General features: G+C 40.3%; 17 protein-coding genes and 1 other annotated feature. Of the genes, 14 read left to right on the top strand and 3 right to left on the bottom strand.

The window, feature by feature from the left end:
- The first annotated feature begins 28 nt into the window (after nt 1–28).
- From AC4G3O_RS15585 to AC4G3O_RS15550, 8 genes are all read left to right on the top strand, one after another.
- A complete protein-coding gene (locus AC4G3O_RS15585; protein WP_066108822.1) occupies nt 29–1072 on the top strand; it encodes a Gfo/Idh/MocA family protein in 1044 nt (347 codons plus the stop codon).
- Complete coding sequence (locus AC4G3O_RS15580; RefSeq protein WP_066108818.1) at nt 1072–2040, top strand: sugar phosphate isomerase/epimerase family protein; 969 nt, start codon at nt 1072–1074, stop codon at nt 2038–2040. Before AC4G3O_RS15585 ends, AC4G3O_RS15580 begins: the two co-directional genes overlap by 1 nt.
- 272 nt (nt 2041–2312) lie before the next feature.
- Nucleotides 2313–2445, top strand: a sequence feature (ribosomal protein L20 leader region).
- A gap of 48 nt (nt 2446–2493) precedes the next feature.
- On the top strand, nt 2494–3015 hold the full coding sequence (gene infC / locus AC4G3O_RS15575; protein ID WP_077248178.1) for a translation initiation factor IF-3: 522 nt from the start codon (nt 2494–2496) through the stop codon (nt 3013–3015).
- A gap of 22 nt (nt 3016–3037) precedes the next feature.
- A complete protein-coding gene (gene rpmI / locus AC4G3O_RS15570; protein ID WP_049669916.1) occupies nt 3038–3238 on the top strand; it encodes a 50S ribosomal protein L35 in 201 nt (66 codons plus the stop codon).
- A 32-nt stretch (nt 3239–3270) separates the two neighbouring features.
- On the top strand, nt 3271–3630 hold the full coding sequence (rplT, locus tag AC4G3O_RS15565) for a 50S ribosomal protein L20 (RefSeq protein WP_066108802.1): 360 nt from the start codon (nt 3271–3273) through the stop codon (nt 3628–3630).
- A gap of 59 nt (nt 3631–3689) precedes the next feature.
- A complete protein-coding gene (locus tag AC4G3O_RS15560) occupies nt 3690–3965 on the top strand; it encodes a DUF1294 domain-containing protein (protein WP_066109248.1) in 276 nt (91 codons plus the stop codon).
- Nucleotides 3966–4037: 72 nt separating this feature from the next.
- Complete coding sequence (locus AC4G3O_RS15555; protein ID WP_066108799.1) at nt 4038–4607, top strand: VTT domain-containing protein; 570 nt, start codon at nt 4038–4040, stop codon at nt 4605–4607.
- Between the two features lie 281 nt (nt 4608–4888).
- Nucleotides 4889–5977, top strand: coding sequence for a M42 family metallopeptidase (locus AC4G3O_RS15550; RefSeq protein ID WP_066108797.1), 1089 nt, complete (start codon nt 4889–4891; stop codon nt 5975–5977).
- A gap of 46 nt (nt 5978–6023) precedes the next feature.
- Here the strand turns inward: AC4G3O_RS15550 and sspI are convergent, their stop codons facing one another.
- Nucleotides 6024–6233: a small acid-soluble spore protein SspI gene (gene sspI / locus AC4G3O_RS15545; protein ID WP_066108794.1), complete on the bottom strand. Its 210-nt coding sequence runs from the start codon at nt 6231–6233 to the stop codon at nt 6024–6026.
- Nucleotides 6234–6361: 128 nt separating this feature from the next.
- Between sspI and AC4G3O_RS15540 the strand changes: the two genes are divergently transcribed.
- From AC4G3O_RS15540 to pheT, 3 genes are all read left to right on the top strand, one after another.
- A complete protein-coding gene (locus AC4G3O_RS15540; RefSeq protein ID WP_175354319.1) occupies nt 6362–7093 on the top strand; it encodes a TrmH family RNA methyltransferase in 732 nt (243 codons plus the stop codon).
- Nucleotides 7094–7474: 381 nt separating this feature from the next.
- Complete coding sequence (gene pheS, locus AC4G3O_RS15535) at nt 7475–8512, top strand: phenylalanine--tRNA ligase subunit alpha (protein WP_066108785.1); 1038 nt, start codon at nt 7475–7477, stop codon at nt 8510–8512.
- A 21-nt stretch (nt 8513–8533) separates the two neighbouring features.
- Nucleotides 8534–10948: a phenylalanine--tRNA ligase subunit beta gene (gene pheT, locus AC4G3O_RS15530; RefSeq protein WP_066108783.1), complete on the top strand. Its 2415-nt coding sequence runs from the start codon at nt 8534–8536 to the stop codon at nt 10946–10948.
- A 548-nt stretch (nt 10949–11496) separates the two neighbouring features.
- On the opposite strand, the gene AC4G3O_RS15525 is transcribed toward pheT, so the two are convergent.
- Nucleotides 11497–12117 (bottom strand): DUF1269 domain-containing protein, encoded by a 621-nt coding sequence (locus tag AC4G3O_RS15525; protein WP_066108777.1) that lies wholly within the window; start codon nt 12115–12117, stop codon nt 11497–11499.
- Between the two features lie 391 nt (nt 12118–12508).
- Nucleotides 12509–13468 (bottom strand): ribonuclease HIII, encoded by a 960-nt coding sequence (rnhC, locus tag AC4G3O_RS15520; protein ID WP_139892810.1) that lies wholly within the window; start codon nt 13466–13468, stop codon nt 12509–12511.
- 154 nt (nt 13469–13622) lie between these two features.
- On the opposite strand from rnhC, the gene zapA reads away from it, so the two are divergent.
- The 3 genes from zapA to polX all read left to right on the top strand — a co-directional run bounded on the left by zapA (nt 13623) and on the right by polX (nt 16266).
- Entirely contained in the window at nt 13623–13892 is a 270-nt protein-coding gene (gene zapA / locus AC4G3O_RS15515; RefSeq protein ID WP_373925507.1) for a cell division protein ZapA, read from the top strand.
- Between the two features lie 7 nt (nt 13893–13899).
- Nucleotides 13900–14442, top strand: coding sequence for a CvpA family protein (locus AC4G3O_RS15510; protein WP_066108772.1), 543 nt, complete (start codon nt 13900–13902; stop codon nt 14440–14442).
- Between the two features lie 108 nt (nt 14443–14550).
- Nucleotides 14551–16266 carry a DNA polymerase/3'-5' exonuclease PolX gene (gene polX, locus AC4G3O_RS15505; protein WP_139892811.1) on the top strand — a complete coding sequence of 572 codons (1716 nt, stop codon included), beginning with the start codon at nt 14551–14553 and terminating at the stop codon, nt 16264–16266.
- The last annotated feature ends 16 nt before the right edge of the window (nt 16267–16282 follow it).

The following is a 16282-nucleotide window of genomic DNA, read 5'->3' as shown; positions in this document are numbered from 1 at the left end:
TCAATAATTTTAAAATGGAGGAACGTAGATGAATAAAATAAGAGTGGGTGTTATTGGATGTGGAAGTATCGCTAAATTCCGCCACTTACCTGAGTATGCTGCAAATGAGACTTCAGAAATCACTGCCGTATGCGATCTAGTTGAAGAAAGGGCAAAGAAGATGGCTGAGCTTTATGGCAGTGAAGTGTATACCGATTATGATGAAATTATAGCAAGAAACGATATTGATGCTGTCAGTATATGCCTTCCGAATTATTTGCACGCTCCCGTTACAATTGCTGCATTAAAATCTGGTAAACATGTATTATGCGAAAAACCAATGGCAACTTCAAAGCAAGAAGCAGAAGAGATGATTCATGCCGCACGTGAGGCCAGTAAAAAATTGATGATTGCCCATAACCAACGATTTGTTGCATCACATCAGACTGCCAAGGGAATTTTGGATAGCGGTAAATTAGGGAAGATTTATAGTTTTCGTACCGCTTTTGGCCATCCCGGACCAGAAGGCTGGAGTGTGGATGGCAAGGAAAGCTGGTTCTTCAATAAGAAACAAGCATTTATAGGTGCTTTAGGTGATTTAGGCGTACATAAGTCAGATTTACTTCGCTATTTATTTGGAGAGTTTTCAGCAGTAAGTGCTTTTGTTGAAACCAATGCAAAGGATTCTACTGAAGTAGATGACAATGCGGTTGTCCTGCTGCGCACGGATAGCGGAATCATTGGCACTTTAGCGGCGAGCTGGGCTTATGTAGCCGGCGGCGGGGATAATTCAACGGTTATTTATGGAGAAAAGGGTATTCTGCGATTGGAGGATGATCCAGAGCATTCATTAATTGAAGAGTATGTTGATGGACGTGTCATTAAACATAAGTTGGATAAAATTCAGACGAATGAAGATGGTGGGCAAACGTCATCTCATGTGATCAATCATTTCATTCAGTCAATTATCGAGGATAAAGAACCGCTAATTACGGGAGAAGAAGGGAAAAAATCATTGGGTATCATTCTTGGTGCTCTTGAATCAGAGCGGACGAAGAAGACCGTTTCCTTAGCTGAGGGGGAAGGTTTTTAATGAAGATGGGAGTTTTTACCGTATTGTTCTCGAAAATGTCATTTGTAGATATGCTCGATTATGTTAAAGAAGCAGGATTATCCACTGTTGAAATTGGAACCGGAGGGTATCCGGGGAACGCTCATTGTCCGTTGGATGAATTGCTTGAGGATGAACAAAAGAGGAATTCGTATCTTGGAGAAGTCAACTCTAGAGGATTATCGATTAGTGCGTTCAGCTGCCATGGCAATCCACTAACACCGGATAAAAAGTTCGCTGAAGAATCAGATTCCATTTTACGTAAGACAATTCAACTTGCATCCTTGTTGGGAGTACCCGTTGTAAATACATTTTCCGGTACACCGGGAGACAGTGAAGAAGCAAAATATCCAAATTGGCCAACTGTTGCTTGGCCGGCGGAATATGCCGATCTATTAGAATGGCAATGGGAAAATAAGTTGATTCCTTATTGGAAAGAGATCGGGACGTTTGCAGAGCAACATGATGTAAAAATAGGTATTGAATTACATGGGGGGTTCCTTGTTCATACACCTTATACATTATTAAAACTAAGGGAAAGAACCTGTACGGCAATCGGAGCTAATTTTGACCCGAGCCATATGTGGTGGCAGGGAATTGATCCGGTGGCAGCGATTAAGATTCTCGGTAAGGCCGGTGCTATTCATCATTTCCATGCGAAGGATACGTATATCGATCAGGATAATGTAAATATGTATGGATTAACAGATATGCAGCCCTATGGTAATGTGGAATCTAGAGCCTGGACATTCAGAAGTGTTGGATGCGGGCATTCTATTCAAGAATGGAGCGATATGATGAGTGCGCTCCGTATTTACAATTATGATTATGCTGTCAGTATTGAACATGAAGATCCATTAATGTCTATTGAAGAAGGTTTTACTCGAGCGGTTAAGAATTTAAATGGTGTGCTTATTCGCGAAAGACCAAGTGAAATATGGTGGTCGTAATGAATGTACACACTTAAGGTTTGAATTCTGTTGCGAAATCAACCGGATTTGGAATTGTTTTGTTGAATGGCCAAACATGTATCCAATTTTGAAATCTATACAGAATCAATAGTATCTGGATTTTAACTTTCCAATCTTTCTTCAAAAACCTCTTGCCACCAGGTACAATTTTTGATAAAATAACTTTTGTTGTCATTACGAATGAGCTTCTATTGACATTATACAGCGAAACATGTTAAAATGATTTTTAGTGAGCAAATCAAATACGACACATTATAAAGCAGAAGCACCCGCTTCTCACCTGTATAACACTCTTCAGAGAGTAGTTAACTGGTTCAATTGATATAATCAGACGGTATGTCTTTTTATGGGCGGGTGTGCATGCACCGGCCTTTTTTATATGTTTAAAAAGCATGTGAAGTAGTATTTGCTAGAAAATCTTGGAGGTGGCTTATTATTAGCAAACAAGACTTAATCTTAAACGAAGGCATTCGTGCCCGAGAAGTACGTCTAGTTGATCAAAATGGTGAGCAGCTTGGAATTAAATCCCGCAATGAGGCATTAGAAATTGCTACACGCGTGAATTTGGATCTTGTGCTGGTTGCACCGAACGCAAAGCCTCCTGTCGCCCGTATTATGGACTATGGTAAGTTCCGTTTCGAGCAACAGAAGAAGGAAAAAGAAGCTAGAAAAAACCAAAAAACAATTAGTTTAAAAGAGGTTCGTTTAAGCCCAACTATCGACGAGCATGACTTTAATACGAAGCTTCGCAACGCTATTAAGTTCCTTGAAAAAGGAGATAAGGTAAAAGCAAGTATTCGATTTAAAGGACGGGCTATTACCCATAAAGAAATCGGGCAGCGCGTGTTAGTTCGCTTTGCAGAGGAATGTAAAGAAGTGGCTACTGTGGAAACAGCGCCAAAAATGGACGGACGCAGCATGTTCTTGATTTTAGCACCGAAAAACGAAAAGTAATGTTTCGAGGAGGAAATTTCCCATGCCAAAAATGAAAACTCACAGAGGCGCTGCAAAGCGATTCAAAAAAACTGGTTCTGGTAAGCTTAAGCGCAGCCATGCTTACACAAGCCACTTATTCGCTAACAAATCCACTAAAGCAAAACGTAAATTACGTAAAAGTGGAATGGTTAGTTCCGGAGATTTCAAACGCATTCGTCATCTATTAGACAATATCAAGTAATTGAGAACGCTCAATTTTAGGAGGAATTAGATATGCCACGTGTTAAAGGCGGTACAGTGACGCGCAAACGTCGTAAAAAAGTATTAAAGCTAGCTAAAGGTTATTTCGGTTCAAAACATACATTATACAAAGTTGCTAATCAACAAGTAATGAAATCCTTGCAATATGCATTCCGCGATCGTCGTCAAAAGAAACGCGACTTCCGTAAATTATGGATTACTCGTATCAATGCAGCAGCTCGCATCAACGGTCTTTCTTACAGCCGTTTAATGCACGGTTTAAAACTTGCTGGTATTGAAGTTAACCGTAAAATGCTTGCTGAACTTGCAGTTAGCGATGCAGCAGCATTTGCTCAATTAGCTGAAACAGCTAAAAAAGAACTTAATAAATAATAATAGAGGCGCTTCTCAAGTGATTGGGGGCGCCTTTTGTTATGGGAGGAGAGGAGAATATGAAAGAGCTTATCATCGGTTATTTTATACTGATCAATTTAACCTTACTTCTTGTTATGAAACTGGATAAAAACAGAGCTCAACATAATCGATACCGCATAAGCGAGAAAACATTGTGGATTCTGGCTCTTGCTGGAGGAGCTATTGGCGGGACAGCAGGTATGAAGCTATTCAGGCATAAAACAAAGCATAAAGCTTTTGTGGCAGGCTTTCCATTATTAGCAATCGTGGACGTAATCATAGCAGCTATTCTTTTATCAACCATACAGTCATAATTAAGCAAGAGAACATATATTAATAAATAAGCCAAGTTTTAACAACGTAGAAAGGCAAAATGGGGTGTGAGTATGGATTATGATTTTACCATGTTGCTCGCTTTTATTGAGGCAGGTGGTTTTTGGTCACCTCTTGTCTTTGTAGTTTTCCATATAGTAAGGCAATATATTTTTATTCCGGTAGCTGTTGTTTGTATGGCGGGCGGGATTATGTTTGGTGCTGTATTCGGTACGTTATTATCTTTATTAGGTCTCTGGCTATCATCGATTATTTTTTACTTTATGATTATTAAAATGCCGAAATTACAGCATAAGCTTGAAAAGTTGGATGAGCGTACATTGAAGTTCGGAGGAAGAATAAATGTAAAGCAGGCGAGTATCCTAAGGCTTATTCCGTTTATACATTTCCATCTCCTAAATTTTTATTTAATCGGCAACAGCAAAACCTTTACGGATTACGCAAAAGCCGTTTTTTGGTCCAATATTCCCTTGGCATTTTTTTATACGGTATTTGGACATTCGATTGCAAAGTTTTCTCCAACGATGATGCTGATTATCATTTCAGCGCTGATTATCTTGCTCTTTTTCCTTAGAGAAAAGAAGGTCATTATTAAGTGGAGTCAGTTTTTTGGTCATACTTAACATTAGTCTGTTAAACTTATTTGTATAGATAAGTTTTGCAGGCTTTTTTAGATGGTTAATAGAATGAAGTTCTATTCAGTTTACTGAAGACTGGTTAGGATACAGGAGGAATGACCATGTTTAATGGAATGAACCAGTTCCATGGTCAGGCTATATTTAGAAGTGAATATTAACGGAAGTCTTTCGGCTGATTCATAATGGTCTTTCGATTATTTGATAGTAAAGGGAAATAATACATATACTATAAAGAATGATATACATAGTTAAGGAGGCTCTTTTTTATGAAACATCTAGATGATACGCTTTCTATGCTGAAGGAGCTAACAGATGTTAACGGCATTGCAGGTAATGAAGGAGAACCGAGAAAAGTTATGAGAAGGCTGATTGAGCCATATGCTGATAGCCTTTCATTTGATGGAATCGGCAGTTTGATTGCTGAGAAAACAGGAGAAGAAAAAGGACCGCGCATTATGATTGCCGGACACCTTGATGAAGTAGGTTTTATGGTTACCCGGATTGATGACAAAGGATTCCTCTTTTTTCAAACGATTGGGGGCTGGTGGTCACAGGTTATGCTTTCTCAGCGTGTTACAGTAACCACTTCGGGGGGCGAGCAAATTACGGGTTTAATCGGATCTTCACCGCCTCATATCCTTACTCCGGAAGCGAGAAAGAAACCGGCAGATGTCAAAAATATGTTCATTGATATCGGAGCCACAAGCCGGGATGAAGTACTTGAATGGGGAATCCGTCCAGGAGATATGGTAACGCCGTACTCCGAATTTACGGTACTTAAAAACGAAAAAATGTTAATGGCTAAAGCATGGGACAACCGAATTGGTTGTGCGGTGGCAATAGAGGTATTAAAACGCCTAAAAGATGAAAACCATCCGAATACCGTATTTGGCGTAGGAACTGTTCAGGAAGAGGTAGGGCTGCGCGGCGCTAAAACAGCGGCTAATTATGTACAGCCTGATATTGCGATTGCTGTAGATGTGGGAGTGGCAATTGATACACCAGGATTATCTGAAAAAGACGGTTTAACAAAAGCGGGAGACGGTCCGGGACTGGTGTTATATGACGCAAGCCTGGTGACTCATAAAGGCTTGAGGGACTTTATTGTCGGTGTGGCAGAAGAAATGAATATACCTTATCAATTTGATCATATACCTGGCGGCGGAACAGATGCTGGATCATTCCATGTCAGCGGTACGGGTGTACCTTCTATCGCGATTACGATTCCAACTCGTTATATCCATTCTAATGCGGGGATATTAAATCGTGATGATTATGAAAATACGGTTAACCTTATTGTAGAATTGGTTAAACGTCTGAACAGGGAAACGGTGGATAAGATTACGTTTGATTGAATACGAAAAAACGATGATGGAGAATAACTCCGTCATCGTTCTTTTGTTATTTGCTGAGTGCACTTTCTAATAGATGGAGCATCTCGTCCTTCTCGCTTTCAGAGGCTTTTTGCCAAATAAGCTCAAATAATACACCAAGGCCCGGCAGCATTTTTTCTTCACCGCTTTGAATGGCATCTACAATAGTGGCTTCAAGTTCATCCTGGGTATTGCCTGTTACATTATGGATAATGGCATTTCTAAGATTTAAATTCATGGATATTCCCTCCAATTTTGGTCTCATACTTAGTTTTGCTTTTCTTTCCTTTTTCTATGTATTAAATTTGGGATATAATGAAAGAACGTTTGATAAGAAGGTGACTTATATTGAAATATATTGAATCAATGCAAAATGCACGTGTAAAGCAATGGAAGAAACTTTTGACAAAGAAGGACAGGGATAAAAGCGGTCTTTTCATAGTGGAAGGTTTTCATTTAGTAGAGGAAGCTCTTATGCATGGATTAGTGGAAGAACTGATTGTAAAGGAAGGTACTGATTTACCTTTAAAGTGGGAGCTAGAAGGCATTGATTTGTTTACTGTACATAAAGACATTTTTAAAGCAATCGCGGATACTGACACACCACAGGGAGTTGCAGCGGCTTGCAGAAAGCCAACTTTCCCTGAGTTAGGAGCGGACATTTCAACTGTATTATTAATTGATCGTGTGCAGGATCCAGGGAATATCGGAACAATGATACGTACAGCAGATGCAGCGGGCTTTGATGCCGTTATACTAGGGGACGGGTGCGCAGATGCATACAGTCCAAAGGTAGTTCGCTCTACACAGGGCAGCCTGTTTCATATCCCAACTTTTAAAGGAAGCCTAGAAACTTGGGTGGATAAATTACAACAATCAGGTATGAAAGTTTATGGGACTGCCTTGCAGGGAGCAAAGCCATATAAGGAGATAAGTAAAGCAGAACGGTTCGCTATACTTGTCGGCAATGAAGGCAGCGGCGTCAGCAAAGAACTGCTAGAACAAACAGATCAAAATGTGTATATTCCTATATACGGAAAAAGTGAATCATTAAATGTGGCAGTAGCTGCCGGCATTTTGATGTATGGCCTTAAATAAAGAGGAAATGAACGTTTGAAACTCGGGGCAATTTAGATTATAATGAGTAAATAAAATTGGATGATGAAAAGCATAGATGGGGACTAAGTAGCTGTTTGACCGCCTTACAGGAAAAAAACGCCTGAGACTGAGAGCGTTTTTATGGAAAAAGGCAAACAAGTGAATTCACCCCCGGAGCTGCAACCGGGACCACAGACAAAACGTTTGTGTAAAGGTTAGCCGGCAGAAATGTCGTTATTGAATGAAGCGAGCGAGCCTATAATGAATAGGACGCTAACAAGGGTGGTACCGCGATGATAACCTCGTCCCTTTTTGGGGACGGGGTTTTTTGTTGTTTTCATTTATTGGTTTTCATCAAAAATCACATAGGAGGATTTAATTATGCAAGAGAAATTACAAGCATTGCAGCAGGAAGCCTTGGAAAAAGTACAGATTGCTGTTGACCTCAAAGGCTTGAATGATGTCCGTGTTGCGTACCTTGGCAAAAAAGGACCGATCACCGAGGTATTGAGAGGAATGGGCAGTCTTTCAGCAGAAGAACGTCCAAAGGTAGGGGCACTTGCCAATGAAGTAAGAGGTGCGATTGCATCTGCAATTGAAGAAAAGCAGCACGCATTAGAGGAAGAAGCTGTTAATCAAAAATTGGCAAAGGAAAAAATTGACGTCACTCTTCCTGGAGCTCCTGTTAATAAAGGGAACCACCATCCTTTAACAAAAATTACGGAACAATTAGAAGACCTATTCCTTGGAATGGGCTACACAGTGGCTGAAGGTCCGGAAGTGGAACAGGATTACTATAATTTCGAAGCATTGAATCTCCCTAAGAGCCATCCTGCCCGTGATATGCAGGATTCCTTCTACATTACTGAGGAAATCTTAATGCGTACCCATACATCCCCTGTACAAGCTCGTACAATGGAAAAGCATGAAGGGAAGGGACCGGTTAAAATTATCTGTCCTGGTAAGGTGTATCGCCGTGATAATGACGATGCCACACACTCTCACCAATTTATGCAAATTGAAGGTCTTGTAGTGGATGAGAACATTACAATGGCTGACTTAAATGGAACTCTTGAAGTATTTGCGAAAAAATTCTTTGGTGAAGATCGTGAAATTCGCCTTCGTCCAAGCTTTTTCCCATTCACAGAGCCTTCAGTTGAAATGGATATTTCCTGTAAAATTTGCGGTGGAAAAGGCTGTTCAGTTTGTAAACAAACAGGTTGGATCGAAATTCTGGGCGGAGGTATGGTTCACCCGAATGTACTTGAAATGGCAGGATTTGATTCCAAGAAGTACACTGGATTTGCATTTGGTATGGGTGTTGAAAGGATTGCCATGCTGAAATACGGTGTTGACGATATCCGTCATTTCTATACAAATGATGTACGTTTCGGAAGCCAGTTTCATCGTCACGAGTAAGAATTAGAGGGAGGAAATAAGATGTTTGTATCATATAGATGGTTACAGGATTATGTTGATTTAGATGGAATCAATGCTAATGAGTTGGCAGAAAAAATTACAAGAAGCGGAATCGAAGTAGAAGGTGTAGAATCTCCTGCTGAGGTGATTCAAAACGTGGTAATCGGACATGTACTTGAAAAAGTACAGCATCCGAATGCTGATAAATTAAGTGTTTGTAAAGTGGATATCGGTGAAGAAGAACCGGTTCAAATCGTGTGCGGTGCGCCGAATGTGGCAGCAGGACAAAAAGTTCCTGTCGCAAAAGTAGGAGCTGTTTTACCGGGGAATTTCAAAATTAAAAAGAGCAAGCTTCGCGGAGAAGCATCCCACGGCATGATCTGTTCCCTGCAGGAATTGGGAATCGAAGCGAAAGTAGTGGCAAAAGAGTTCAGTACAGGTATTTTTGTATTCCCTGAAGATGTTGTTCCTGGCACAAATGCGCTTGAACAACTGGGGCTCGATGACCATATTCTTGAGCTTGGATTGACACCAAACCGTTCTGATTGCCTAAGTATGCTTGGTGTAGCTTATGAAGTAGCAGCTATTTTGGGTAAAGAAGTTAAAGTACCAGAAGTAACTGTAAAATCAGGCTCTGAGAAAGCAGAAGACTATGTAAGCGTAAAAGTGGACGCACCTGAGCAAAATCCTCTTTATATCGCGAAAATCATTAAAGATGTAAAAGTCGGTCCATCTCCATTATGGCTGCAAAGCCGATTAATGAAGAGCGGAATCCGCCCGCATAATAATGTGGTCGATATTACGAATTTCATTTTGCTTGAATATGGTCAGCCATTGCATGCGTTCGATTATGATCGTTTACAATCTAAAGAAATTGTCGTTCGTATGGCGCATGAAGGTGAAAAACTGACTACATTGGATGAAGCTGAACGTACGCTTAGCGGTGATCATTTGGTAATTACAAATGGCAAAGAAGCTATTGCACTTGCTGGTGTTATGGGAGGAGCCAACTCTGAGGTTGTTGATGGAACAACAACTGTATTACTGGAAGCAGCCTATTTTGCAGGCGGTCCTGTTCGCAAAGCTTCCAAAGATTTTGGTCTTCGTTCAGAAGCAAGCGCACGCTTTGAAAAAGGTGTGGATCCAAACCGCGTTCGTGCTGCCGGAGAACGTGCAGCAGAATTAATCGCAGAGCTTGCAGGCGGTACAGTGCTTGAAGGTCAAGCAGAATTTAATGAGATGAAGATTGAAGAAGCCGTAATCAGTATTGGTCTTGGAAAAATCAATAAAGTATTGGGTACGTCATTATCTGTTAACGAAGTGAAGGATATTTTAACGCGCCTTCAATTTGAAGTGAAAGTGGATGGAGAAGACTTTGTAATTACGGTACCGACACGCCGTGGAGATATTACCATTCCAGAAGATATTATTGAAGAAGTAGCAAGACTTTACGGATACGATAATATTCCAAAAACATTGCCGGTTGGTGCTTCTAAGCCAGGTGTACTAACTCCATACCAAATGAAGCGTCGAGTTGTACGTCGTTATCTAGAAGAAGCCGGTTTAATGCAAAACATCACATATTCTCTAACATCTGCTGAAAAAGCAACCATGTATACATTAGAGCAACGTGAAAGCATTCGTTTGGCGATGCCGATGAGTGAAGAAAGAAGCACTCTTCGTATGAGCCTGATTCCTGGCTTGCTGGATGTGTTAAAGCATAATGTAGCTCGCCAAAATGAAAATATGGCTGTTTATGAAACAGGCGCTATTTTCCTTAAAACTTCTGATACAGAGCTTCCAGAAGAAAAAGAGCATCTTGCAGGTGCTGTAACGGGTCTATGGAACACAAACCTATGGCAGGGAGAGAAGAAGAAAGTAGATTTCTTCGTTGTAAAAGGAATCCTTGAAGGGTTATTCCGCAAACTTGGATTAGAAAACCGCATGGAGTGGAAACAAGCGATCGTTGAAGGAATGCATCCAGGACGCACAGCTGAATTGTTCTTAGATGGAGAATTAATTGGTTTCGTAGGTCAAGTTCATCCGAAAGTTGAAAAGAAAGAAGACTTAAAAGAAACCTATGTATTTGAATTGTCTCTAGTAGACCTTTTACATGTAGATCAAGAACCAATTCAATATACAGCTATTCCAAGATTCCCTTCTATTACACGTGATATTGCATTGGTTGTGGACTCTGAAGCAGTAGCGGGAGAAATCAGCACGATTATCAAAGAAGCTGGCGGCAAACTATTAAAAGAAGTTCACTTATTCGACTTATACGAAGGAGAAAAAATGGAAGAAGGCAAAAAATCATTAGCATTCTCCCTAAAATACTTCGACCCTGAAAAAACACTAACAGACGAAGAAGTAACAAAAGCCCACAGCAAAGTCCTAATGGCAGTAGAAGAAAAAGCTGGGGCACAGCTGAGAGGCTAGAAAAGCTGAAGGGCCTTGCTCAGGAGCGAGGAGCATAAGACAAAGGCACGAAGGGGATGGTTTCCCCCGTAGTGGCTTTGCTTATGTCCTGAGCTCCTAGGCCCTGAAGCTAGATCTGGTGAAAAGCTGAAACGACTAAAAAGGAACAAAGTCTAAGAACGCCACATCGTGTGGCAACGACTTTGTGACCAACATCCTGTTGGCCTCCGACAAGCATAAGAGAGAGGCACGAAGGGAGGCGTTTTTTCCTCCCGTAGTGGCTATCCTTATGACTCGAGGGCCTAGGAGTTGAAGCTGGATCTAACGAAAGGCTGAGACGACTCAAAAAGGAACAAAGACTAAGACCACCACATCGTGTGGCAATGTCTTCATCCAACATCCTGTTGGCCTTTGCAGCCACTTATAATTGAATGAGGGAGTGGTGGAAGCCATCTCCCTTAATTAAAGATTATATCTGTATAATTTTAATGCAAAAAAGATTGCTATAATATAAGCAATCTTTTTTTTATGTATGAATTAACTTGTTAATGTATGATGACTGTGTTGGTTTATGATAATTTCTCTTTAATCTGTTTGAATTCTTCTCTTAATTTCGTACTATATTCGTCGATTTTTTCTCGTCTTTCTTTTGAGCGCTGTTCTTTCATTCTGGCTTTTGCTTCGTGTTCTAATTCCTTTTGTATCTTACGCGCATGGTCTAGTTCTTCCTGAATAACGCTGGCACGGTATCTAACGATTACTGTATTAAATTGATTAATGATCTCATTATAGGATGTTTCTGTTTCTTCTTGTATAACAGCTATAAGGGCTATATCTCCGTCTTTCATTCTTGTAGAAACCGTATAAAGCATACCGTCCTCTTCCTTGGCATCATTCATATCTAATAAAGAACCGAAGCCGGCACCTATCCCCATTCCTAAAAGGATACCTATCGGACCGCCAAGTAACCCGAGAGCTCCTCCAATAAGTCCGCCTAATAAAGTGTCATCACTTGTTTGACTGCCAGTGTTGAAGCTATCCTTTGTGATAATCTCCCCATCAACTTTTTTTAGTAAAACTACTTGTGAGAGGACGAAATCTTTCTGGGATGTATGAGTTCTTTTTAGCTCAGATAAAGCCTGATATGCTTCGCTTTCAACCTTGAAAAAACTTAACACAACATTTTCCATTCTCGTTTTACCTCATCTCTTTGAAAAAATTCCGATTATTTTATTCCCCTCAGAAAATGCGGTAAACTGGTAAGTTTTTCATTGCATTTAAACATCATTTTAATTGGCTGAGGATAGCGGCTGGATTTAGGGGTAGTTTGGCTGGATTCCAATCAAACTCGGCTGGATTATTACCAAGATTGGCTGAATTCCTTCTAAGTTCGGCCGGATTTTGAATAAAGTCGGCTTGATTCCCGTAAATACAACCTACGAGGCCCTGTTAAATGGAGAATCTTGTTGAAAACAACTTTACTCCATAATAAAAACACTCAGACCAGATGTGATCTCCCCAATTGTTAGACCGTGTGTCTAACAATTGGGGTGCAGATCAGCTCCCAAGCTGAGTGTTTGATTATAATCCAATTCGTTTTACGAGCTTGCGTGCCTTTTCTGTATTGGCGAAGTGAAGCTTGGCAAAGGCGTTTAATTCACTTTCACCTTTTTTAGCGATAAAGACAGCGGCAGCTTCATCCACTTTTGAACTGGCGCCTTTAGGAATCGTCATCCCTGCCTGTTCGCTGAGTAGATCCATATGTTTTAAGAAAGCGTAGCGGGCAATGACAGAAGCGGCTGCCACCGCTGTGGATATACTTTCAGCTTTTGTGCTGAAATACAAGGGAACTTCACGATTTCCGTTCGTGGCGGTATGGCGAAAATATATATCAGGTTCACAAAATTGGTCTATGAGAATACCATCTGGCTTGGTTCCTTCCAATTTGGCCAGCAAATGATGAATAGCTTGTTCATGCAGCATGGCTTTCATTTTACCCTGGCTCATTCCTTTTTGCTGAACACTATTGTATTTTTCGTTTTTCAGGACAAGCAGACTATACGGGATCATTGCTGTAATCTTTTTGCCAAGAATTAATATTTGCGGATCGCGAATCGTTTTAGAGTCCCGTATGCCCATATTTTCAAGTTCCCGAATATGTTCCTTGCTGACATAGGCTGCCGCAACTGTTATGGGTCCGAAGTAATCGCCCGTTCCCGCTTCATCTGTACCAATGATACTCAACTCATTGATTGTATGAGGAGGACGGTAGATATGGTCTGATACACTTCTTTTTTTAATTGGTGATTTTTTTTGAGGGGCAGCAGCATTGGCTGATCCGCTACTCCATTTTTGAACTTCTGCATCTGAGACGGCTCCCTGGAACAATACTTTTCCAGAATTATAGGCCGTAATCGTCATCCCATTCATTTTCGCTGAGAAAACAGCTCCGGGTGGTGTTTTAGGCAATAAAGAATTCAAGTAATAGGATTTCATTTTAAGAATCGTTTCTTTTGTTACTGTAATAACAGTATTCGCCATTTTTCTACTCTACTCCTCTTTACGCCAAATTTCCGTCCTCTTGTTGATAGGACGGAAATTTGTGTATATGATATTTTACGATTGATAGTAGTTTTTATCTAGGAATACCAAGAAATTGGTTTTCATGTTATGATAGTAGACAGGATTTTTATGATTGGAGGCAACCGCCTTGTCTGATAAAAACAGGATAAACGTTGAGATATATGGACAACAATACACCATTGTAGGCGATGAATCAACTTCTCATTTACGACAAGTTGCCCACTCGGTGGATGATAAAATGCGCGAAATTGGTCAAAAAAACCCGAGTCTGGATACGACTAAATTAGCTGTATTAACTGCAGTTAATACGATGCATGAATACTATAAATTGTTAGAAAAGATAGAAGCCTTGGAAATAGAAATAAATCAACAGAAGAAATGAGGATATTATGGTTACACTATTCATATTAGTAGCTTTACTCATAGGATTTTTAATAGGTTTAAGAAGAGGCTTAATCTTGCAGCTTGTACACTTATTAAGTTTTATTATTGCCTTGATTGTAGCTAAATTATTTTATAAAGACCTCGGTCCTAAGCTTGAAATGTGGGTTCCTTTTCCGTCATCAGCGGATACTGACTCAAGTCTTAATATGCTGTTTAATATTACAGATTTGGATTCTGCTTTTTACAATGCAATTGCATTCTTTATTATTTTTGTTGGCGTAAAAATTGTCCTGCAAATTATTGGGTCCATGCTGGACTTTCTTGCTCAGCTGCCCCTTTTGAAGCAGTTTAATCAATTGGCTGGCGGGGCTTTAGGATTTGTAGAAATGTATTTGGGTATGTTTATTATCCTATTTATTGGTGCTATGCTACCCATTGAGTCACTGCAGGAAATGATACATAACTCATCCTTAGCGAAAACAATCATTATGAACACCCCATTTTTATCTGATTGGGTGACAAATTTGTGGTTCCATCCATTTTCATGACTTCCTCTTCCAATAGGGAAGTCATTCTTTTTTAGTATCCGATTGAGCTTGTATATAATGAAGGATAAAGGTATCTAATAAATGAAATAGGACGGGTAGGTGGCCGGAATGATCGTAAACAAAAAAGATGTCATTAAACTATTGGAAACAATAGCAATATATATGGAATTAAAGGGAGAAAATCAATTTAAGGTTTCTGCCTTTCGCAAAGCTGCACAGGCACTTGAAGTAGATGAACGCAGCCTGTCGGAGATTGATGATTTCACCAAGCTGAGCGGGATCGGCAAAGGAACGGCAGCTGTCATAAATGAATATATCGAAACGGAATCATCAGAGGTCCTTAAAGAATTGCAGGAGGAAGTGCCGAAGGGGTTAATTCCTCTTCTTCGCTTACAAGGACTCGGTGGGAAAAAGATTGCCAAGCTATATAAAGAGTTAGCTATTACGAATGCGGAAGAGCTGCAGAAAGCGTGTGAAGAAGGGAAAGTCAGTAAACTTGCCGGCTTTGGCAAAAAGTCTGAAGAAAACATACTTGATGCCATCAAAGCAATGGGAACAAAACCGGATCGTCTGCCTCTTGCTGTTATGCTGCCGATTGTGGAAGACATTGAGGCAAAACTGCAGGCAATGGAAGATGTTATTCGCTTTTCAAGAGCTGGCAGTGTAAGGCGCGGACGTGAAACGATAAAAGACCTTGATTTCATCATAGCTACTGACAATCCCTTGAGTGTCAAAGAACAAATCTTAGGGTTAACCAATATTGATCATATCGTTGCAGCCGGTGATACAAAAGTATCTCTTGCTTTAGCCTATGATTATGAAATAGCAGTAGATTTCAGGATGGTAAAGCCAGCTGAGTTTGCAACGGCTTTACACTATTTTACTGGATCTAAGGACCATAATGTCCGTTTACGCCAATTGGCTAAGGATCGCGGTGAAAAGGTTAGTGAATATGGCGTTGAAAATTTAGAAACTGGTGAAGTCAAAACATTTGAGAGCGAAGAAGACCTATATAGCCATTTTGGTCTGCCGTATATTCCACCGGAAATTAGGCAGGATGGTACTGAAATCGATAAATATCAAGCTGATTACGGTTTAATTTCCTTGGAGGATATTAAAGGTGATCTTCATATGCATACAACCTGGAGTGACGGCTCCCATACGTTAAAAGAGATGGTAGAAGCTTGCCGTGCCAAGGGGTATCGCTATATGGCCATAACCGATCATTCTCAATATTTAAAAGTGGCAAACGGACTGACACCTGAAAGAGTTTTAAAACAGAAAGAAGAAATCAGGAAGTTAAATAAGGAATATGATGACATCATGATCCTGTCCGGTATCGAAATGGACATCCTTCCGGATGGTACACTTGATTTTGATGATGAAATTCTAGAACAATTAGATCTTGTTATTGCTTCTATTCACTCCTCTTTCTCACAACCGCAGGAAGTGATTATGGAGCGTTTGAAAACAGCATTGACCAATAAACATGTCGATATTATCGCACATCCAACTGGGCGGGTTATTGGGCGAAGAGACGGTTACGCAGTGGATATGGATTTATTGATTCAGCTTGCAAAAGAAACTGATACGGTATTAGAGTTGAATGCCAATCCAAATCGTCTCGATTTAGCAGCGGAAAATGTTAAAAAAGCTCAGGATGCAGGAGTTAAAATCGTTATTAATACAGATGCTCACAGCATTGATATGCTGGAGAATATGGACGTAGGTGTGTCAAACGCCAAGCGTGGCTGGATCAAGAAAGAAACTGTATTAAACGCCCAAAATGAGGACGATTTTTTGGCTTTCCTCAATAGAGACTAACAGAAAAAGTAAGGAG

The sequence above is a fragment of the Bacillus sp. z14 (2026) genome, from assembly GCF_058313575.1.
The sequence above is the reverse complement of the archived record's forward strand: the minus strand, read 5'-3'. Positions and strand labels throughout refer to the sequence as shown.